Below are 20,553 nucleotides of genomic sequence, written 5' to 3' on the forward strand. Positions count from 1 at the left end.
GTCACACCGGTCTCCTCAATGTGTCTAAGAATTAGTGCAGGGCTCAATCACTTTCAATAACACGAGGAGGAGATACGATGTCAAAGCTAGACAAAAAAGTGGCACTTGTAACGGGGGCCTCCAAGGGAATCGGTGCGGGGATCGCCAGGGAACTGGCTGCGGCGGGAGCAGCTGTGGTTGTGAATTTTGCGATCGATGGGGAGCGTGCCGAAGCCCTGGTAGAACAAATCAAACTAGAGAACGGGCAAGCTGTTGCGGTGCAGGCAGATGTTTCGCATGCAGCAGATGTGTCACGTTTATTCCAGGATGTTGCTTCAACCTTTGGCCGACTCGACATCCTGGTAAACAATGCCGGCGTGTATCGCGAGACTCCAATAGAGGAACTGACTGAAGAAGAGTTTCACCGTCAATTCAATATCAACGTGCTTGGTCCTCTGTTAGTCATCCGGGAGTCGCTGCAGTACTTTGGTTCTGAAGGGGGTACCATCATTAACATTGGCTCCGGCGCTTCAAAGATGTGTCCACCCGGTTATTCGATCTATTCAGCCAGCAAAAGCGCGCTCGACGCGATTACCGGAGTGCTCTCGAAGGAACTGGCTTCCCGCAACATCCGCGTCAATTCAGTCAATCCAGGCGCGACGTTAAGCGAGGGAACGCAGGCAGCGGGCCTGTATGGCGTAGAGAATGATTTCGAGAAACAACTGGTCGCGATGACGCCTTTAAACCGCATCGGCACACCAGCAGACATTGCCCGCGTGGTCGCTTTTCTCGCCTCTGACGATTCCGCCTGGCTGACCGGCGAGATCATCCAGGCATCCGGGGGACTGCGCTGAGACTAATCGGAAGAATTGAATAATAGCGAAAGCGCGTCACATAATTTTCATCATCTTCAATAGCGGGAGGAACATTCCAATGAATATGAATTTTGCATCTAACATTTTATTGCTTTTCGTTTCAATCATGCAGGTGCAGGAACTGTCGGCAGCCGCGCCCCCCAAACAGGAAGTCAGTCAGGCGCTGCAGCAATTCGCCGGGACCTGGAAGATCGTTTCCAGTGAACCCGCAGGAGCGACAAAAGAGGCAACGCAACTGGTATTTCACAAAGATCTGACTTACGCGGCACTGGATCAGCAGGGAAAGGAACTCTGGTCGGGAACCTTCGATCTCGATCCGACAGCTATGCCAAAAAGATGGGACCACCGCTCCCAGGCCGCTCAGAAGGAAGGGGGCGATGTCCTGGGGATCTATGAACTGGACGGCGACCGACTCAAGGTTTCCTGTGTCGTGGGTGCCTGGAAAGAGAAAAAGTGGACCGGCAAACCACGTCCAAATGTATTCAAATTACCCGAAGCGGATGTGGTGTTGAACCTGCAGCGCAAAGCTGCGTCTCCCTGAAATTCTTTTACTACCACGAAAACACACGAAACCACACGAAAGTGAAAAAGAAAGGGTAAGCCCGGATGCAAATCCGGGCCGAGCGCAGCGAGCAGGAGGTTGCAGCTCACTCAATCAAACCAGATTCGATTTCCTACCACGTATAGATCAATTTACGAGTATCGATCAGAAACTCAAGTTTAGCACAGACGAGGCAGGTTTCTATCACAACCTCCTGTTGTCTGTGACAACCTCGGATTGCATCCGAGGCCACCCGGTGTTCGTGTCTTTTGTTTACTACCACGAAAAACACGAAAAAAGGATCATGGGTGGGCCCGAATAAAATTCGGGCCGAGCGCAGCGAGCAGGAGGTCGCAGCTCACGCAATCAAACCAAAACCAACTTCCCACCAGATAGAAGCAATTCACGACTCTCAATCAGAAACTCAGCTTCAACACAGACGCAGCAGGTCACACTCACAACCTCCTGTTGTCTGCGACAATCCCGAATTACATTCGGGACCACCCGATGTTGTTACCTCTCACCAACCAGATGCTTTCGTGTCATTTCGTGTTTTTCGTGGTAGAAAAAATCACGATCAGACAACCCACCTCTACTTCAACTGCCCGTCGATCCAGTCGGCCATTTGTTCGACCTCTTCGTGGATCGTCGGCCAGGGGTGGCCGCCCCCTTCTTTGATGATGAACTTTACCGGCACCTCCGCTTTCTGCAAAGCGGCGACCATCACCCGCGACTGTTGGATCGGCACCATGAAATCGGCTGTGCCATGGATGATCAGAAACGGAGGCAGGCCCGGCTTCACCAGGCGGGCCGGGGAGAACGCGGTCCGCAGTTCGTCCAGGCGGCTGACGTCGATCGTTTCTGAACCCTTGGGCGTGATCAGTCGGCGGATGGATTGCGCCAGTTGATCTTCGCCGCTGATGTCAATTTTGAAGCCGCCGTAGTTCATCAGATCGGTGGGGGGAAAAAAGACGGCCACCGCTTTCACCCGCGTTTTGGACTTCGCATCCGCCGCCGATACCGCCGCCATACAGGCCAGGTGACCGCCGGCCGAAGCGCCCAGCATTGCCAGTCGATTCGGATCGACCTGGTATACCCTGGCATGTTCTTTGACCCACAAAATACCTCGATTCACATTGTCCAGCATCTCGGGTCCGTTGAATTTCGCGATTGAACCGGGACGGATGGCGAATACGGTATAGCCGCGACTGCAGAAAATGTCGAACATTTGTGCCTGCTTGTGATCGCGGAGCTTGCCGCGATCCGAGTGATACGCGCCCGAAACCACATCGACGATACCCAGCCCGTTCGGCTGGGAGCGGGGCGTGAACACATCCAGCAGCAGACCCACGCCATGCACTTCCGCATAGACCAGATTTTTCTGCTGATGATAAGGCAGTTCGGCGGGTTTTTCCGCTCTAACCGAAGAGACACAAAGGAGTAACGCACACAGAGAGACTGCCGATACGCAGCGGAATCGCGAAAGACTCAACATCAATTCAAACCTGACATACAAAGAAAAAGTCGAAGAACGAACACCAATACGAAATCCGTTAAATAAAACCACCGGCTGACCCGTATCATATCAAAGGGATTACAGCGACTGAAACAAAATCTGCCCGCGATCGGCGGGAACAGACTACGCTTCATGATTCTTACCGGAAAAGACTCGCATTTGTTTCAAAAAATCCCCTAAAATAAGAAAAGAGCGCTATATATTAAGGACACAAAGATGAGAGGCAGATTAGACAGACAGAGCCCCCGGATTTCCCGCCGCGATTATCTGCGCCTCTCCGCCCTGGGTGTGCTGGGCACAGGCATGTCGGGCTGGCTCCGACGTCTGGCCGCTGAAACCGCCGACAACCCGCAGCGCAAACGCAGTTGCATCCTGTTGTGGATGTCGGGTGGCCCCAGTCAGACCGATACCTTCGATCTCAAACCGCAGCACGAAAATGGTGGCCCGTTCAAAGCGATCGACACCGATGTGCCCGGCGTGCAGATCTCCGAACATCTGCCTCAACTCGCGAAGGTCATGAAGCATCTGGCTCCCATTCGCTCGATGAGCACCAAAGAAGGGGACCACACCCGCGCCACGTATCTGCTCCGCACCGGCTATCTCCCGTCCGGCCCCCTCAGCTATCCGACGCTCGGCTCACTGCTGAGTAAGGAACTGGGAAGCACACACGCCGACCTGCCCAACTTCGTCAGCATCGCCCCCAATAAAACATTAAGCCCCAATGCCTACGGCCCCGGCTTTCTGGGGCCGCAGTTCGCTCCCCTGATCGTTGGCGAAGGCACAGGGATCGTGCCGAACGATGCCGCGAATGTCGACGCCGCGTTAAAAGTCAAAAACCTGACTTTGCCCACTGGCATTACGCGCCAGCAGGCCGACGAACGATTATCCATTCTGAAAGACCTGGAAACCGAATTCTCCGCCACGCATCCCGGCACACCGACCAGCAGTCATCGCAGTGCCTACACCGCCGCCGTTCGCATGATGCGTTCTAAAGCCATCGAAGCTTTTCAACTGGATCAGGAACCGGCTGCGCTCCGCGATGCCTACGGCCGCAATCGCTTCGGGCAGGGTTGTCTGCTGGCCCGCCGGTTGATTGAACAGGGAGTCCCTTTTGTCGAAGTCTCGTTGAACGGCGTGCAAGGCAACAACGCGTTCGGCTGGGATACGCATCAGGAAAACTTCGAAGCCGTCAAAAGTCTGAGTGAAGTCCTCGACCCCGCCTGGGGGACTTTAATGACCGATCTCGAACAGCGGGGGTTATTGGATTCCACGTTGATTGTCTGGATGGGGGAATTCGGCCGCACACCGAAGATCAATCAGAACACGGGCCGCGATCATTTTCCCGCAGCATGGACCACGGTGCTCGGCGGTGGTGGCATTCGCGGCGGACAGGTCATCGGCAAAACCAGCGAGGACGGCATGAAAGTCACCGACCAGCCGGTCGTCGTTCCCGATCTGATGGCAACCATCTGCGCCGCGCTCGGCCTCGATCCCCAGCAGCAGAACATGTCCAACATCGGCCGCCCCATTCCCCTCGCTGACCACGGCGCCAAACCGATCCCGCAGATTCTGAAAAGCTGAGTGAAGTTCACTCAACAGGCAGGGTAAGCCCGGATGCACATCCGGGCCGAGCGCAGCGAGCAAGAGGTCACAGCTCACTCAATCAAACCAGATTCGATTCCCTATCATGTAGAGACCCATTTTCGAGTATCAACCAGAAACTCCACTTCAACTCAAACGCAGCAGGTTTCTATCGCAACCTCCTGTTGTCTGCGACAACCTCGGATTGCATCCGAGGCCACCCGATTTTAGTCGGGGTTCATACTTTTTGATTTACTACCACGAAAAACACGAAACCACACAAAAAAAAGAATAGTGGGTGGGCCCGAATAAAATTCGGGCCGAGCGCAGCGAGCAGGAGGTCGCAGCTGACTCAATCAAACCAGATTCGATTCCCTGTCATGTAGAGACTCATTTTCGAGTATCGATCAGAAACTCAAGTTCAACACAGACGCAGCAGGTTTCTCTCACAACCTCCTGTTGTCTGCGACAACCTCGGATTGCATCCGAGGCCACCCGATTTTAGTCGGGTTCATACTTTTTGATTTACTACCACGAAAAACACGAAACCACACAAAAAAAAGAATAGTGGGTGGGCCCGAATAAAATTCGGGCCGAGCGCAGCGAGCAGGAGGTCGCAGCTGACTCAATCAAACCAGATTCGATTCCCTATCATGTAGAGATCCATTTACGAGTATCGATCAGAAACTCAAGTTCAACACAGACGAAGCAGGTTTCTCTCACAACCTCCTGTTGTCTGTGACAACCTCGGATTACATCCGAGGCCACCCGATTTTAGTCGGGTTCATAAATTTTGATTTACTACCACGAAAAACACGAAACCACACGAAAAAAAGAATAGTGGGTGGGCCCGAATAAAATCCGGGCCGAGCGCAGCGAGCAGGAGGTCGCAGTTGACTCAATCAAACCAGATTCGGTTTCCTGTCATGTAGAGATCAATTCACGAGTCTCTATCAGAAATTCATCCTCAACCCAGACGAAGCAGTTTCTCTCACAACCTCCTGTTGTCTGCGACAACCTCGGATTATATCCGAGGCCACCCGATTTTAGTCGGGGTTCATACTTTTTGATTTACTACCACGAAAAACACGAAACCACACGAAAAAAAGAATAATGGGTGGGCCCGAATAAAATTCGGGCCGAGCGCAGCGAGCAGGAAACTGTCAGAGTAAGCGATCATTTCAGGAATAGCAGAACCCAAGAGGAACCTGACTCGAAATCACACCCTTCATGCGATTATTTTCACTCAGGTTCTGACCTCTCACTAACCAGATGCTTTCGTGTCATTTCGTGCTTTTTGTGGTAGAAAAAACGAAACCAGTTCCGATTCAGAAAATGCTGTAGATCACAATCTGAATCGCCAGTGCCAGGCAGGCCCAGATTTTCAGGTTCTGATACCAGTGTGTCGCGTTCTCTGCCGTCGTCGTTTCGCGGGGAAGTCGCAAGACCCAGATCAGGACAGCGACCAGAGTGCCGACAAACAGCAGCCGGACGGCGGACATTGGAATCTGCACCACCAGGTCGCGCACGAAATTTCCTATATGATGCAGGGGCGTCATGCGGTTTCCTTTCGCGGTTTGAGGCTGAACACCAGCCCTTCAATCTTTTCGTCCGGCTCGCGCTTCGTCAGCAGGCTGATGATCACAATCAGTGAAAACGAAACCACAAACGCCCAGATCGAAAAGTAGAGGAACGGTTCAGAAATCTGAAATAGCGGCTCCATCCCCAGTGCCGTGTAGACCGATTCCTGGTTCAACGCGAACAGCGTGATCGAAAAGCAGACACCGACAATGAACCCGATGAAGGCAGCCACGCCGGTTGCCCGCTTCCAGAGCAGCCCGGTGAGCAGGATCGCAAACGCGGGTCCCTGGAAAAACGCCATCAGTGTCTGGAAGATCGTATAGATGCCTTCGCTGCGGGTCATCAGAAAGAACGAAAAGCCGATCGCCCAGAGCACCAGCAGAAACGTCACCACGCGGCCGATGTTCAATAGCGATTCATCGCTGGCGTCTCTGCGAAAAAAGCGTTTGTAGAAGTCATTGGTTACAATCGTGGATGCGGAGTTGAGATACGAGTCGATGCTCGACATCAGCGCCGCCAGGAAAGCCGCCAGGAACAGCCCTTTCAATCCGGTCGGCAGCAGATGCGAAATCAGTTCGGGGAACGCCTGGTCGCCATCGGTCAGCTCGGGAAATTTCACAAACGCGATCAAACCGGGCACCGCGACGACCACTGGTACCAGATTTTTCAGCAGTGCACCCCATACATAGGCGGCTTTCGCGTCGAATTCACTTCTGGCTCCCAGCGAACGTTGTACAATCGCCTGGTTACCAATCCAGTAGGCGGGGCTCAGAATCAACGCCAGACCAAAGAAAATGCCCGTCCACGGAAACGGCGTGTCGGCATCAGCAGGCAGAATGAGCGACGTATGCGAAACATCAAGGACTCCGGCCGCCGGCGCTGCTTTCGCTTCCTGTTTTTCGACGACAGCCGCCTGCTTCTCACTTTGAATCTGTTCCTGTTTTTTGATCTCCGCCTGGAAATTGTCGATGCCGCCCAGGTCGATGATTCCCAGCACAAGCACCAGCAGGCAGCCCCCGATCATGATCACACACTGAATCATGTCGGTATAGACGACCGCCGCCAGTCCGCCGGAAATGGTGTAGATGCCGACCAGGAACGCCGTCAGATAAATGCAGGCATTGACAGTCATTCCCAGGTGCACGTGCATCATTTTCGCGGAAGCCAGCAGCATGATGCCCAGGTTGCACGCCATAAAAATGATCCAGCAGATCGCCAGTGCCGAGCGGACTGCGACATTGAACCGTCGTTCCATGTATTCGGGAATCGTGGTCACGCCGCTCCGCCAGAAGAAGGGAATGAACACAAACGCGGCGATGATCATCGCGGGCACGCAGCCGATCCATTCGAAATTCGCCACCGCCAGTCCATGCTGATGCGCGGCACCTCCCGTGCCCACAATGTCGACGGCACCAATGTCGGTCGCCACCAGCGACATGCCAATCGCCCACCATGGGAGCTTGCGACCGGCCAGAAAGTAATCGGAGCCGGTCTTGATTTTAGAACCGATATACAGACCCAGGCCCAGTGTTCCGATCAGATATGCGGCGATGACGGCAAAATCGAGGAACGACAGTGACTGCATGAGGAATGAACCCTGGAATACATTCGAAATCAGAGGGAGTGAGCGAACCGCGGACGTGATTCCTACGATACAGCGAACCCTTGCAAAAATCGACCGTCAGCGCAGAAAATCAGCAGGGACGGCACCGCAGACGTTCACTGGTCCTGTTTTGCTAATGCGGCTTTGATCTGGGGCAGCAGCAGGTCCGCCACCATCTTCTGGCCTTGGGTATTAGGATGCATGCCGTCCAGCAGCAGATCATCGGCGGCCTGATTGGCCTGTTTGTCATAGTTTTCAAAGGCCGCGTAGACATCGACGAGAGGCACATTTTCCTCTTTGGCGATCTTCCGTACCGCAGCCGCGTACGATTTCAGCAGTACATTAAAACCCTGAACATCTTCGGGATCGTAAGGCGGTTTGCCGTACAGTTTTTTCAGGCGGGGAATCCACCGCAGCGAGTTCGGCGTCATCAGGATGACAGAGATCTGTTTCTCTTTGAGCTGTTTAATCATCTTGCGCAGGTTCGCGGCGTACTGTTCCACCGAAACACGCGATTGAGTCGCAGGCGGATCGCGCCAGACATCGACGGCGGAATCATTGATGCCATACTGAATCACCACCAGATCGGGATCATGCTGCAGCACATCCTTCTCAAACCGGGCGATCGCATTTTGAGTCGTGTGTCCCCCGATCCCGGAGTTCACGACTTTTACGGGAACACCCGCTGCGGGAAGTTCTTTCTCCAGAATCATCGAATACACGACCAGCGGCCCGCGCGTTGCCGTCGTCGAATCACCAAAGGTGACGATGGTCGGTTTGTCCGCTTTCGCCGCCGGTTCTTTATCCGCCGCCATCAGGGGAGAACCCAACAGACAACCCGTCAGCAGTGAGAAACAAAACAGGAAACGCGCAGTACGTTGCATCATGATTTCAGCCTGTCTGTGAAGAAAAAAAGAGGCGCCAGGTAATGTTTATTTAATCGTTTCGAATGTGATTCTCAGGACCGCAACATTACTCAGGCCAGTATTAACCGCGGCTAACGCCGTGCGGCTGATTTTATACAATATGCCAGCCAGAGCGACTCATTAGCCGAAGGGCCTTAGCCCCGGTTCTGCCACATATGTATCAACAGATCAAATAAGGAAACACGACCCAGGTAGTCTCAGTGAGTCTATTCAGACTAAACAAAGCAGCCTCTGGTTGCAATTGTTTTCACAGCAAACAGCCATCTTAAAAAATATGCCCCAGCCCGCGGTCGCGGCGGCAGCTGGAGAGTTGCGCCAGATGAAAGGCGAAGTGATTCGTCAGCAGCAGCGAGATTGCATGCCCCACTGTTTGCACGGGGGTCCCTTCGAAAAATTCAATTCCATGCGGCCCCGCAACATCCTCGGGCTGTGCCTCCGCCGCCATCGACTGCAGTGTTTCATAAGCCTGATTGAGCGACGTAATCAACGTATCCCGCGTCAGAGATTCATCCGGCTGAACTTCATCACTCGAACCGGGGCCAAACAGCGGCGCCCACGTTGGATGTGTCAGGCTGCCTCCCAGAAACGTCTGTCCCATTTCGCCGACAATCGCCAGGTGACCAAGAATCCAGACCGGAGGATGCCCGTGCCCGTTACCCCGTGTATCAAGAGACTCCTCAGGCAGATCCGCTACGATGGCTGCAAACTGTTTCAACTGCAACTGGTTAATGGCAATTTCGTTTTCGAACATATTATCACCTCTGGAGTTTTCCATTGTCTGTCAATAGTTATGAAAGTCTAAGGTAGTCAGGTGAAATGTGACAGTCAAGAATGGCAAATTCAGATTGAGAGACCGTTATGGAGAATTTTTGTACGGGAGAGGCCAGTCGATTTGTTTACCCGTTTTGAGTTCCAGCAGGTGTTTCTTCTGAGAGAGATCCTGGTAAAGCAAATACTGATCTGCATACACGCCGACGAGTTTCAGGTAGATCGATTTTCCCGTTTCTGCCAGATTGATTTTGGCACCGGGTATGGATTTCCCATGTTCTTCAATAAAAAACTGCAAGTTGCCAGTGTGTCGACTCCATTTCCATTGACTGGGCCGCAGCGTTCGCTGAACGCGCATGGTATGGGTGTCGAATTGAATGATTCGCCCATCCTCATATGAAATTGCCAGAAATCGATTCTCATCCAGCCAGCAGAAAGTTTTTATTTCCAGGCCGCGCATCGCAATGTAGGGCTGCTCGGGATTTATTAAAATCCGGATTGATCCTGGAAACTCAAAAAGTCTAAAAATGTCCTGTTTATTTTCAGATTCGATTCCGATGTCCATCTGGCGATAGTTGGATGACTGAAAACTACGCGCGATATAACCTGCTGACTGTTCGCGGATCACTGCAAGCCGGCCTGTCTCCTGCATCACCAGCATAGTTGTGCCGTCCGGAGACAGGGAAATGGAATCAATGTAGCCTATTGCCCAGCGAGAACCATCTTCTTTTTTGAGCGAAATCTCACGCCAGTCTGTGCCATTCGGACCTGTAATACTCAGTAACAGGTCACGTGTCTCACTGGAAATGGAAAACAATGTATTGCGGCAGGGTGAATGGGCAGCGATCGCACGATTGCCAAGCTGGAGGGGCGGCAGTCCAGCAGCAGTCTGATCCGCGCTGTCCGTCAGAGCGAGACTTTTCACTTCGCAGATCAGGTCCCCGGTTTCGTCGGCCGTTAGACAGTCGGGTAAAGAGATCAGCAAGCCAAGAATCAGGACCAGCTTCAGTCTGTTCTGAGTTGAGTTTCCGGTAGTGGCAGGCAGCCGCATGGAATCTTCTCCCGAAAATCGTGTGTTACTGAGGACGCGCTCGATTATACTCTCTTTGATAGTAAGGAGTTCAAGACGAATCGAGGGGAAACGATGCAGATATTATCAGGTCTTATTAATTCTATCACCGGCCGTTTCGTGCTGTTAGTGCTATTGCTGATGGCGTGTCTGTGGGTGAATGATTCCCGGGGTCAGGCTGAAGGGGGCCCTGCAGAGAAGATTCAATTGCAGTTCAAGGTACCCATTGTCCCGGAGCAGATGTGGGTGTTTCGAAAGACGGACGGTCTTGATCCCCCGGAAGAGGGAGTCATTTTCTGGATTGGTAGAAACAGGGAAGGAGAAGGACGATTTCTGGCAGTGACCAGTGAAAAGGTATTAGTGGAAAATACATTTCAGCAACTACTGACACAGAACATGAAAGCCGGTGATCCGCGTCTGCTGTATTTCGGCTCGACTTACCCGCGAAATTCATTTTTTCATCGCATCGATTTAGATGGAGATGGGTCTGATGAAGTGCTGCTGACGTCAACTGGTGGAGTCGCTGATAATGCGTTTCTGACAATCTTCAAAGTCACGTCTGCGGGCGTCAGGCAGATCTACAAGGATGGAAGCCGATTCTCTCTGCGGATCATTGATATCGACAATGACGGAAAATATGAACTTGCCAATGCCGGATTTGAATGGGTGGCACAGGAGAATGTACCTGGCCCCAAAGAGTTCACCATCTATTCGCTGAACCAGGGAAGCTACGTTCGCACGAAGACAATGACAGCTGAGGAATTTACCGGGTTAGAGGGGCGGTTCAGCAAACAGGGACGACTGAATGCACCTGTGACGTTAGAGAAAAGACCGGTCTTCACTTTGTATCCAGCAGAAAAGCAATCACATTTACTGGAATCAAAATGAACGACGACACGACACACAAAAATATTACAGATGACCAACTTGCACCGGCGGAAAACTGGTCGGTCTGGCGGCAGGGGGATGATGGGAATCGCTTTCTGATCGAAGCGGGGCTCTCGGAAGAAGTCGCGAAACGGAAGGTTGCGGAGTTTGAATCGCATGGTCACAAACAGCTCTACTGGGCTACGCAGTCGCGTTAAAAACACGCGCAATAAAAAAGGGCTGGAAGCCCAAGCTCCCAGCCCTTAAAGTACGTAGTACTCCTGTTCGTGTAACACTTACAATTGGGTTACAAGATCCGCAACTGACTACTCAGACGCGAGCGTCTGTCTTGGGTTCATCAGCAGTGACTTGCTCCCAGTTTTAATTGTTATACACGCTTAGTTCGGCAGCCTGTGTGACGAATCTTGAATGCGCATCACAAAAAATTCTGCAGAAATCGTGTGCCGAAAAAACTGCCGTCACGATTTTACTGAATGGTAAAACTGGTTTTATCTGCTTCCGTTCGCTTGCAGATTTTCCGATGTATATCGGCTGCGAATACGCCATGCTTTTTACAGTTCGGGAATCGGTTCGTCGGCTTTGATGTCGACCTCTTCCCAGTTTGCCTGACCGTTTTCATAACGCAGAATTCGATGCTTGCTGCCCGGCGCGGGTTTCTCATTCACGGTAGGCAGCCACGCACGATGCTCTTCGATCAGCGTGGCATAATTGGGATCACCGCTCAGGTTGTTCCATTCTGCCGGATCCTGTTTCATGTCATAAAACTCCTCCGATCCGTCAGCGTAATGGATGTACCGATAGTTCTCTGTCCGCACCGACGTGTTGTTGCGGTTGTGCGAAGTAATCGCAGGCCACTTGCGGGGCGTGTTCGCATCTTTCAATTGAGGTACCAGTGAGTGCCCTTCCAGATCCGTGCGGGGAGGCAGGTCGCATAGTTCGATCAGTGTGGGATAAATGTCCAGCAGCTCGGCCGGTTTTTCGCAGACCGCATTTTCCGTAATGCCCGGACCGGCGAAAATCAAAGGCACCCGCGTCGAACGCTCCCACAGCGTATTTTTTCCCGTGATCAGTTTTTCACCCAGATGCCAGCCATGATCCGACCAGATCACGATGATCGTGTTTTCGTCCAGGTTGTTTTTCTCAAGCGCATCGGTCACGCGCCCGATCTGACTGTCGACAAAACTGGTACACGCCAGGTACGAACGGACCAGGTTCTTCCACTGATTCGCTTCCTGCAGAAACTTGAAGCGCGGCTCAGGCAGTTTCCAGTGCAGGTACCAGGAAAAGCGGGGCGTGTCGTCGCGGTCGGTCGCCAGGAACGGGGGGAGTTGCAGCGTCTCTTCCGGATACAGGTCGAACCACTGCTGTGTGGCGTAGCAGGGAACGTGAGGCAGGAAAAATCCGACCGACAGAAAAAACGGTTCGGTTGGCTTTTTGTTCAATTGATCGACGGCCCAGCTTGCGACTTTCCAGTCTCCTTTGTCCTCGTCTTTATGAGGGAATGTGCCCCAGTCGACCAGCGGATGCGGGTTGGGGGTCTCGACCAGTTTTTTCGGAGGCTTCACTCCCACGCCGGGCGGAGGTCCGATGACCGAGAATTCCTTGTCGGTTTTTTTGCGTCCATAACCGCCATGATAAATTTTGCCGGTCGTATAAGTTTTGTAGCCGTTCTGTTCCAGATACTGTGGCAGCGAAACGCGATCTTTGAACTTCTCAATCGTGCGGAACCAGGGAGCCAGGCCATACACGCCCGTCGTCGAAGGTCGCAGCCCGGTCATCAGACTCGTCCGCGACGGATTGCAGAGTGGCGACTGACAATGGGCATTTGCGAACAGGGTTCCTCTGGCTGCCACCTTGTCGATGTGGGGAGTTTTGATCTGCGGATGTCCTTTCAGACAACCGATCCAGTCGTTCTGATCATCAATGGCAATGAACAGAATATTAGGCTTTTGAGCCGCCTGCAGCGGAGAATAGACAGAGCAGAAGAATATGAGCATCATCAGCAAGCGCATCCGAAGTTCCTTTCGATGAATCCTGAAAGCATAAAGAAATGAAGCAATGATTTATCATAACGACTGGGGAGAGCGAAAGAAAATGCCTGTATTGATTTGCAGAGAGAGAATTGTCTCATTGCAGATTTAGAACTGGAAAACATAAACAAAAGTCGATATATTAGTCGATACCTATAAGCAGACGGTTTTCTTTGGCTCAGGTAAAATCATGCTTTCTTTCTGTAATCATCATGGCAAACAGGAACGGCGGGAATTCCTGCGCGTGGGCGGTCTGGCACTGGGTGGGTTGACCTTGCCTGGTCTGCTGTCGCTACAAGCGCAGGCGGCGGGATCAGGCACGCTGCTGAAGAACAAGTCGGTCATCTTCCTGTTCATGCATGGCGGACCGAGCCAGATTGAAACGTTCGATCCCAAAATGACCGCGCCGTCGGGTATACACAGTGTGACGGGCGAAGTGGCGACGAAGATTCCCGGCGTGACGTTCGGCGGGACGTTTCCCAGACTGGCCCAACTGGCCGATCGCATGTCGATAGTCCGTTCGTATCGATCAGGCGACAGTCGCCACGATATCAAGCCAATCGTGCACAAGGATACGCTCAACGCAAATCTGGGTTCGCTTTATTCGCGGGTCGTAGGCGCCAATCATCCCGAGAACGGGATGCCGACGAACGCGGTGCTCTTTCCGCAGGCCATTGATGACAAGATGCTGCCCGCTGTCACCCAGTTCGGCAAATTTGATTCGCATGGTCTGATGGGCTCCGCGTATGCCCCGTTTGTTCCCGGAGCTGGCGGCGATATGCAGTCGAATATGTCTCTGTCTATCTCCCCGAACCGTCTTGATGATCGCCGATTGTTACTCTCAAAACTGGATCGTGCCCGCTGGGCGGCTGAAAAAAGTGAGACGTTTGCCGCCAGTTCGCAACTTCAGCAACAGGCGTTTGACGTGATCCTGGGTGGCGTCTCTCGCGCCTTTGATTTATCTCAGGAAGATTCAGCCGTCGTCGCCCGCTACGATACCGCTCCCCTGGTCAAGCCGGCATCCATCAGCACGCGCTGGAAGAACTACAAACGCTACATTGACAACGCACAGTCACTGGGCAAGCTGCTGTTGATGGCCCGTCGGCTCTGTGAAGCAGGCTGCGGCTTTGTGACGATCACCACCAATTTTGTGTGGGACATGCACGCGGATAAAAATAACGCCGGCGTCGGGGAAGGCATGGACTACATGGGAGTCCCCTTCGATCATGCCGTATCTGCCTTTATGGAAGACGTGCACGCACGCGGCCTCAGTGATGATATTCTGCTGGTCTGTACGGGCGAAATGGGACGCACTCCCAAACTCAACAGTCGTGGCGGACGCGATCACTGGGGCAATCTATCGCCACTCATGCTGTCAGGCGGCGGTCTGAATATGGGGCAGGTCATTGGCCAGTCAGACCGACATGCCGGCGGACCTCAGACCGAACCCATTGAACGCAAGGACCTGGTCACCAGTATCATGCACACCCTGTTCGACCTCGGCGAACTTCGCATTACGCGCGGCGTTCCCAGCGAAGTGGTCCAGGTCGCCACCGCAGGCACACCGATTCCCGGCCTGTTCTGATCGTCTCACCTCAGACGGTGCTTCTCATTTCTGCAGTGCCTCAAGGACCCGCTTTCGCATGGTGTCATCCAGTTTGCCGTTTTCGATTTTCTGCGTGACCTGTTCCAGGACGTTCACGTCTTCACCAGATCTTTGCTGGACTTGATCAATTTTATGTTTGATGTCTTTGATGATCGAATCAAAAGAGAAGGGATTGCCGCGCGGGTCACTTGCGCGGGTTCCCCCCTGTTTCGAATCGTTGCCGGCACTGTGCTGGTGCGCTGACATCTTATCAAGATTCTTAATGCGAAGTTCCAGTTCGGCGACAATTTTCTCCGGTGTATAACCTACTTCTTTCAGTCGCGCTTCAATGGGATCTTCCTCTCCCGCACAGCCTGCAGCAATCGCGCAAAGCAAAAGGAAGCTTACGGAAAAACAGACACGCGCTGATCGTACTGACATTAGTGAGGCCCAAAACAGAGTTTAAAATTCGCTGATCACTTCACGTTGATTTCTGGTTCCCAGCGCCCACCAGGTATTCAAGTCGATGGAGTTGGAAATGAATCGCACGGAGCCATCCATCATTGCGACCTGGACTCCCCCGGTATGATCACTGGAAGGACTGATTCCGGAATCACCTTCATGGCAGCGGAAAGTGTCACTGGAGTAAGAGGGAATCGAAATCGTGTTGGGTGGAAAAACGTGTGTATAAACATGCTTCTGCCACGAGTCGGTATACAGCCATGAGTGGCCTTTATACTGACTCCAGTCTGACCAGTTGGTGTAACCTGTGAGCCCGTCTGAGACCACCTGGTCAATGTAGGCATCATACTGCTCAATCATGGCGGAGCTGGTGTAATACAGATTGCGGCGACGGTCTGGATGATCTCCGCTGCCATCATTGACCAGCGATTCTGAGATTGCCGCGGTATTGGAAAGCCCATCGGTAATATCGCTGAATCCAAATGCAGCGTTCGTGGTGGACCGCCAGTTGGAACTGTAAGGTCCTGCTTCGTTCATGCGGGACATTGAGATAATCCCTTTTGAGGAAGGCGGTGCTGCAGCTCCCGTGGAAGGTTGACCCGGAGAAAGTAAATTGCGCGGTCGGCCGGCATTGGCGACATAGCTGAAATTCGCGGTAGAGACCACGGTGTTGACGACCGATTCGCTGGGGCATCGAAACAGCGGAACTTCAATCCGTGCCAGACCTCCCAGTACAGAACTGTTATTGGCAATCCCACTCCAGGAGTCACCCAGGCCGCACGTTTCAAAGGGGATTCGGTCATAAATGTTACCCCGATCCACAAACGGCAGCAGGCCGACATACCAGGAAAGATTTCCCGAACCGCCATTGCTCGCGCCGTCATAATCGTCTGAACCCCGATGCATATGCAGCGGGGTGGTCAGGTAGTTGTCATGATAATTGTGAATCGCCAGGCACAACTGCTTCAGGTTGTTTTTGCATTGGTTGCGACGGGCTGCTTCACGCGCCTGTTGAACTGCCGGTAACAGGAGAGCCACCAGGATGCCAATAATGGCGATCACCACAAGCAGTTCAATCAGCGTGAATCCAGCGCGATTTTCTCTCGAAGCAGGGGAGGTCTTCATCTGAGTATACTCCGTAATGAGTCAGAGATAGAAGGAAACATGTATGGTAGCATGTGGGGTGTGAGCCCTGTTTCCTGCACACATTAAGGCGGATTCAGGGTGTGACAAGAGCGATTAAAACAGATACCAGAAACTTAAAAAGATCTTAATGCAGTCGCAGGGTTTCTTAATCTGCAGTACGCGGCATGTTTATAAAGCGGATCGATTTTCTGAAATCCGGCTGCGCACCGGACCTGTACGGTATCGAAGAGATACCTGCGGAAGGCAACAGTCATCTGTGTGTTGTCAGCAGACCGCTATTTTTCCACCACGATTTCCACGCCCGACAACAGTGTTCGCCCTTTGATCGCAGTCAAATCCACTTGCAGACTGGTTGAGCAGCGAACGCCCTTGAATTCCCGGACGATCGCCCGGTTCGCGCCGCCGGCTGCTTTGATTACATCCAGTTCCGGCAGCACCGGTTTCCCCTGAAGACTCACGTCGAACACACGTTCGCCCGGCTTCAGATCCTGGGGCTCCAGAAAGTAAAGCCGGACCGTATAACTGCGTTCCGGCGTGGGAACCGGTGAAAGCGTCACTGACAATGCGGCTGCTCCTTCTACTCCCGAGGCGGCCACCCATTTCAAATCGCCTTCTTCAACAAAAGACGAATGCTTGTGATAGTACTCCAGATCAGCGCCGCTGAGTTTGAGTGAGACCACAGGCGAGGAGCCTCCCACGCTGGGATAGTCCAGCCAGAGTGTGCCGTTCTCTGCCTGACGATCGCCGGGCGCACCCAGGTTGACACCCAGCTGCTGCACCTGATCCTCTTTGGCGTTCATCGCCAGCGCACTATAACTCCAGACCTCCGAATCCGGTACATGGGTCAGCGCCAGGGAAGTAAACAGCGAGTAACCACAACTGCAGCCATGTGCCATGTTCGGTGAATTGAGCACGCCGTTCGCCGGTACCAGGCTGTTGCGACAACCGGTGCGGAAGCCTTCCAGGCGCGACGTATTCGCACTGTCGATATCGCAGAACCCGGCGGAGCTCGCGCGGAAAGTCATCAGGTGCGGGCTGGCAATCGCGTAATTGCAGTGATGTCCCGCCTTGGTGAACTCCCACGGAATCGGTTTGCCGGTGATCGGGTTTTTACGCAGAATCGGCTCGCCGGTCTCCAGATCATAAGACAGGCCGGGACCACGCTGGTCCAGAATGCGGTCGTTCCAGATGATGACCTTGTCCCAGAGCGTTTCGGGATGCCCGCGAAATCCCTGGCCGGTCGAATATTTTTTCCAGAGTTCCGAACCATCTTTGCCGCGAAAGGCTGAGATTCCATCGCGGTTGGTAACCAGCATCACATCTTTCTGATCGCTATAGGAGAGCCAGGTCCCCACGACGTCCGTCTGATGTTCCCAGATCAATTTACCGGTTTTTAAATCGATCGCTTTTATAAATCGTTCCGCCAGCGCATTGGGAATTTTACCGCGGCGTTTCCAGTCCCCATAAAAGTTTTCCAACGCGCCATCATAAACATAAATCCGGTCTCCACTCAAAGAGACGACGGGAAAACTCATCTGTGCCTTGTGTGTCCAGATGACTTCCCCGGTGTGGCGGTTGAGTGCCACCAGTTCCAGCGGAAGTAAGCCGTACTTTTCACCAATCTTTTTTGAAGTCCGGAAAACCGACGTTAACAGCAGGTCTTCATGTATACGGATGCGTCCCCAGCGATCATCAACGTGGGGCAGGGTCATCTCGGCCAGCGTTTTCCCTGTTGCCGGATCAAGCATCACGCAGGTGTTCTGACTGGTGACCAGATAGATACTGTCTTCGAGGGCGATGAAATGATGGCCGACCAGTTTTCCGTCATAGCTCTGGCCGCGACGTCCCGGGCTGTCTTCCGGCGTTTCTTCCAGAGGGATCATCCATAGAATCCGCCCGGTATAGACATCAACGGCCGTTAATTTTCCGGGTCCCTGCAGAAACATTCGTCCTTCGATCACCGCCATACTGGGGCCCCAGTCATGACGGTTGTAAAACAGGTCGCCGTGACCCGCAGGTCCGCCAAACCAGAGCACGCCCAGCGGTGCTTTCACCAGTTCATCGCGGGACATCAGTGTGTTCGAGGCATCCCCGTACTCGTGGGTCCAGTTTGCAGAACCGGGCAGGGCACCGACGCGGGTCAACAGTGTGAAACCTTCCGCTTGTTTGAGTTCCGCGCGAGGCAGATGCTTCTCCTCCACCGTAGTCGCTAACTGTGTGTATGCTGTTTCACCCAGGTTCAGACAGGCGGTCCCGCCGTAGGGGCGCAGCGATTTGTAAACCGTCTTCCAGGTATCTGCATTCAGCGACCCACCCAGCGCTCTTAAATCTTCGGCGACGATCAATTCCGCCATGTAAGCGGGAAGTTCAAATGTGAGCGGATTGCCCTGGTGTATGACGACCCGTGTTCCCAGCAGACCTGTCGCATCGTATTTCGCCCGCAGCGCTGCCACTTTTTCTGTATCCGGCTCGACTGCAATCAGCGTCAGCTTTGATTGATTGATCAGTTCTTCCAGCAGACGCCCGCTACCGGTTCCCAGCACAAGACCATATCCAGCGCCGGGCTGTGTCAGTGAGAGCAACTGGCTGGTTTTTTCGGTCCAGGCATCCTGTTGTGCACTCAATGCGCGTTTCTGTGCAGAAAACGTAATTGGTTTAATCGGTTTGTCTCCGAAACAAAGCAGGTCGCCTGCTTCGGTCACAACGACCAGTGCACCATTTGCGGCAATCATGGTGGCTGGTGTGCCGGTGATGGATTGTGTCCAGCTAATGTCAGCGGCTTTGCCATCTTCTGCCAGATCCAGCGCGAAAATCATCTCACCCTGATGGCCATACAAACGATTGCCGGCTTTCAAATCAAGCTGCACCGGATGTGCTTTGACCCAGGCTTCCCATTCCGCTTGAGGCTGCTTCTGCTGTGGAGGGATGGGCAGACTCCAGAGCTGATTGAGCACTTTTTTCTTCACGACTTTACCACGGCGGTCTTTTGATTCCACTGTCTTCAGATTTTTCAGATCGTAGGCAACCACATTGCCGGCTCTGCCAAAATAGACAATTTCTTCCGTCAACACGGGAAAACGGGCATCCACTCCCAGATCCTGGCTGGTGTCCATTCGAAAAGAAGAACCGCCATGAAAAATGTAGGGGCCGACAGAAGAGACATGATAATTGGTTACCCGGTTTCCATATTTATGTGTGATGAACTGATCCGTTTTCAGATCAAGACAGGCAGCGACCGAACGGCCACAGGGAATCAGAAGCTTATTTTCATTCTTGACCAGGTAACCCTGGGGTGTCACATCCGTCAATGTTTTGATTTCATGTTCCGGCTCGGAAACCGCTGCTCCTGTTTCTGCATCCAGTGTGTAGAGGAAGGTTCCCTCGAACGGCCAGACGCCGCAGGTGAAATAAATCTTACCCTCAGAAAGTACAGCGCCTCCGCGAATCGGCCAGACCGAAGAGAGCCGCTCATTCGCGAGCGCTTTCCGCGCGTTCGGGGCGGCCTGAAATTTCCAGTTCAGTTTTCCGTCTGCTGTATTCAGACAATAAAAACAGCCATCGTCGGCTGAGAAGTAAACATTCTTGCCCGCAACCAGCGGCGCGAATCGGACCGGACCATTCGCGAAAAACTGCCACTGTTGTTGGCCGGTCTTAAGATCAAAGGCGCTCACACTGTCATTACGCGACGAGCTGACGAACAAGGTCTGTCCGGCGATCACCGGTTCGTAGTGAGCGTCAAACTGGATGCGGGGATCTTCAGGCCAGGCCGGCTTGAGCGGCCCCAGTTGCCGTGTCCACTGGAGATGCAGGTCTTTCGCGAGTTGCTCGTTCGTGGTTGCCGTCCGCCGTGCATCTTTCCGCCAGGTCGGCCAGTCTTCTGCTGCAGCGGAGGAAAGAAACAGCAGCCCGCTGAACAGGCTGCAGCAAACAAAAGCAGTAAGACGCGTCACAGGGAAAGGCATTCATCAACTCCTGAACGAACTTTTTATGTCGGACAACCAAC

At 53.1% G+C, this 20,553-nt stretch carries 16 protein-coding genes; 6 read left to right on the top strand and 10 right to left on the bottom strand.

Translation table 11 applies throughout. The features are described from left to right. Positions 1-77: 77 nt before the first annotated feature. Both GmarT_RS00090 and GmarT_RS00095 read left to right on the top strand, forming a co-directional pair. Complete coding sequence (locus tag GmarT_RS00090; protein ID WP_002644910.1) at positions 78-833, top strand: SDR family NAD(P)-dependent oxidoreductase; 756 nt, start codon at positions 78-80, stop codon at positions 831-833. 79 nt (positions 834-912) lie between these two features. Next, entirely contained in the window at positions 913-1,395 is a 483-nt protein-coding gene (locus tag GmarT_RS00095; RefSeq protein ID WP_002644908.1) for a TIGR03067 domain-containing protein, read from the top strand. A 592-nt stretch (positions 1,396-1,987) separates the two neighbouring features. On the opposite strand, the gene GmarT_RS00100 is transcribed toward GmarT_RS00095, so the two are convergent. Then, complete coding sequence (locus GmarT_RS00100; RefSeq protein ID WP_002644907.1) at positions 1,988-2,890, bottom strand: prolyl oligopeptidase family serine peptidase; 903 nt, start codon at positions 2,888-2,890, stop codon at positions 1,988-1,990. 237 nt (positions 2,891-3,127) lie between these two features. Between GmarT_RS00100 and GmarT_RS00105 the strand changes: the two genes are divergently transcribed. Further along, complete coding sequence (locus GmarT_RS00105; protein WP_002644906.1) at positions 3,128-4,492, top strand: DUF1501 domain-containing protein; 1,365 nt, start codon at positions 3,128-3,130, stop codon at positions 4,490-4,492. Between the two features lie 1,328 nt (positions 4,493-5,820). On the opposite strand, the gene GmarT_RS00110 is transcribed toward GmarT_RS00105, so the two are convergent. The 5 genes from GmarT_RS00110 to GmarT_RS00130 form a co-directional block, all read right to left on the bottom strand. Then, positions 5,821-6,051: a hypothetical protein gene (locus GmarT_RS00110; protein ID WP_002644904.1), complete on the bottom strand. Its 231-nt coding sequence runs from the start codon at positions 6,049-6,051 to the stop codon at positions 5,821-5,823. Further along, positions 6,048-7,658: a sodium:solute symporter family transporter gene (locus GmarT_RS00115; protein ID WP_002644902.1), complete on the bottom strand. Its 1,611-nt coding sequence runs from the start codon at positions 7,656-7,658 to the stop codon at positions 6,048-6,050. The genes GmarT_RS00110 and GmarT_RS00115 overlap by 4 nt, the downstream gene beginning before the upstream one ends. A gap of 134 nt (positions 7,659-7,792) precedes the next feature. Next, positions 7,793-8,563, bottom strand: coding sequence for an SGNH/GDSL hydrolase family protein (locus GmarT_RS00120; RefSeq protein WP_081459407.1), 771 nt, complete (start codon positions 8,561-8,563; stop codon positions 7,793-7,795). A 304-nt stretch (positions 8,564-8,867) separates the two neighbouring features. Then, positions 8,868-9,353, bottom strand: a complete 486-nt coding sequence (locus GmarT_RS00125; RefSeq protein ID WP_002644900.1) for a DinB family protein — start codon at positions 9,351-9,353, stop codon at positions 8,868-8,870. A 105-nt stretch (positions 9,354-9,458) separates the two neighbouring features. Then, positions 9,459-10,421, bottom strand: a complete 963-nt coding sequence (locus GmarT_RS00130; protein ID WP_002644899.1) for a hypothetical protein — start codon at positions 10,419-10,421, stop codon at positions 9,459-9,461. A gap of 93 nt (positions 10,422-10,514) precedes the next feature. Here GmarT_RS00130 and GmarT_RS00135 point away from each other — a divergent pair, with 93 nt between their 5' ends. Together GmarT_RS00135 and GmarT_RS00140 are read left to right on the top strand one after the other, a co-directional pair. Continuing rightward, entirely contained in the window at positions 10,515-11,327 is an 813-nt protein-coding gene (locus tag GmarT_RS00135; RefSeq protein WP_002644898.1) for an FG-GAP repeat domain-containing protein, read from the top strand. Beyond that, the gene (locus tag GmarT_RS00140) at positions 11,324-11,524 is read left to right on the top strand and encodes a hypothetical protein (protein WP_002644897.1); all 201 of its coding nucleotides are present in this window, start codon (positions 11,324-11,326) and stop codon (positions 11,522-11,524) included. Before GmarT_RS00135 ends, GmarT_RS00140 begins: the two co-directional genes overlap by 4 nt. Positions 11,525-11,878: 354 nt before the next feature. On the opposite strand, the gene GmarT_RS00145 is transcribed toward GmarT_RS00140, so the two are convergent. Continuing rightward, positions 11,879-13,339 carry a sulfatase gene (locus GmarT_RS00145; RefSeq protein WP_002644896.1) on the bottom strand — a complete coding sequence of 487 codons (1,461 nt, stop codon included), beginning with the start codon at positions 13,337-13,339 and terminating at the stop codon, positions 11,879-11,881. A 208-nt stretch (positions 13,340-13,547) separates the two neighbouring features. On the opposite strand from GmarT_RS00145, the gene GmarT_RS00150 reads away from it, so the two are divergent. Then, entirely contained in the window at positions 13,548-14,942 is a 1,395-nt protein-coding gene (locus GmarT_RS00150) for a DUF1501 domain-containing protein (RefSeq protein ID WP_002644895.1), read from the top strand. A 24-nt stretch (positions 14,943-14,966) separates the two neighbouring features. Here GmarT_RS00150 and GmarT_RS00155 read toward each other — a convergent pair whose 3' ends face one another. The 3 genes from GmarT_RS00155 to GmarT_RS00165 all read right to left on the bottom strand — a co-directional run bounded on the left by GmarT_RS00155 (position 14,967) and on the right by GmarT_RS00165 (position 20,512). Then, complete coding sequence (locus GmarT_RS00155; protein ID WP_002644894.1) at positions 14,967-15,383, bottom strand: hypothetical protein; 417 nt, start codon at positions 15,381-15,383, stop codon at positions 14,967-14,969. 21 nt (positions 15,384-15,404) lie between these two features. Then, positions 15,405-16,529: a DUF1559 domain-containing protein gene (locus GmarT_RS00160; RefSeq protein ID WP_002644893.1), complete on the bottom strand. Its 1,125-nt coding sequence runs from the start codon at positions 16,527-16,529 to the stop codon at positions 15,405-15,407. A 296-nt stretch (positions 16,530-16,825) separates the two neighbouring features. After that, the gene (locus GmarT_RS00165) at positions 16,826-20,512 is read right to left on the bottom strand and encodes an outer membrane protein assembly factor BamB family protein (RefSeq protein WP_002644892.1); all 3,687 of its coding nucleotides are present in this window, start codon (positions 20,510-20,512) and stop codon (positions 16,826-16,828) included. Positions 20,513-20,553: the final 41 nt, after the last annotated feature.

The organism is Gimesia maris (genome assembly GCF_008298035.1).
GTDB classification, from domain to species: Bacteria; Planctomycetota; Planctomycetia; order Planctomycetales; family Planctomycetaceae; genus Gimesia; species Gimesia maris.

Coding starts and splice junctions, on each gene's coding strand:
- GmarT_RS00115 (WP_002644902.1), bottom strand. CDS start 7,658: ATGCAGTCACTGTCGTTCCTCGATTTTGCCGTCATCGCCGCATATCTG.
- GmarT_RS00130 (WP_002644899.1), bottom strand. CDS start 10,421: ATGCGGCTGCCTGCCACTACCGGAAACTCAACTCAGAACAGACTGAAG.
- GmarT_RS00160 (WP_002644893.1), bottom strand. CDS start 16,529: ATGAAGACCTCCCCTGCTTCGAGAGAAAATCGCGCTGGATTCACGCTG.
- GmarT_RS00140 (WP_002644897.1), top strand. CDS start 11,324: ATGAACGACGACACGACACACAAAAATATTACAGATGACCAACTTGCA.
- GmarT_RS00125 (WP_002644900.1), bottom strand. CDS start 9,353: ATGTTCGAAAACGAAATTGCCATTAACCAGTTGCAGTTGAAACAGTTT.
- GmarT_RS00145 (WP_002644896.1), bottom strand. CDS start 13,339: ATGCGCTTGCTGATGATGCTCATATTCTTCTGCTCTGTCTATTCTCCG.
- GmarT_RS00150 (WP_002644895.1), top strand. CDS start 13,548: ATGCTTTCTTTCTGTAATCATCATGGCAAACAGGAACGGCGGGAATTC.
- GmarT_RS00100 (WP_002644907.1), bottom strand. CDS start 2,890: ATGTTGAGTCTTTCGCGATTCCGCTGCGTATCGGCAGTCTCTCTGTGT.
- GmarT_RS00090 (WP_002644910.1), top strand. CDS start 78: ATGTCAAAGCTAGACAAAAAAGTGGCACTTGTAACGGGGGCCTCCAAG.
- GmarT_RS00120 (WP_081459407.1), bottom strand. CDS start 8,563: ATGATGCAACGTACTGCGCGTTTCCTGTTTTGTTTCTCACTGCTGACG.
- GmarT_RS00135 (WP_002644898.1), top strand. CDS start 10,515: ATGCAGATATTATCAGGTCTTATTAATTCTATCACCGGCCGTTTCGTG.
- GmarT_RS00110 (WP_002644904.1), bottom strand. CDS start 6,051: ATGACGCCCCTGCATCATATAGGAAATTTCGTGCGCGACCTGGTGGTG.
- GmarT_RS00105 (WP_002644906.1), top strand. CDS start 3,128: ATGAGAGGCAGATTAGACAGACAGAGCCCCCGGATTTCCCGCCGCGAT.
- GmarT_RS00155 (WP_002644894.1), bottom strand. CDS start 15,383: ATGTCAGTACGATCAGCGCGTGTCTGTTTTTCCGTAAGCTTCCTTTTG.
- GmarT_RS00165 (WP_002644892.1), bottom strand. CDS start 20,512: ATGCCTTTCCCTGTGACGCGTCTTACTGCTTTTGTTTGCTGCAGCCTG.
- GmarT_RS00095 (WP_002644908.1), top strand. CDS start 913: ATGAATATGAATTTTGCATCTAACATTTTATTGCTTTTCGTTTCAATC.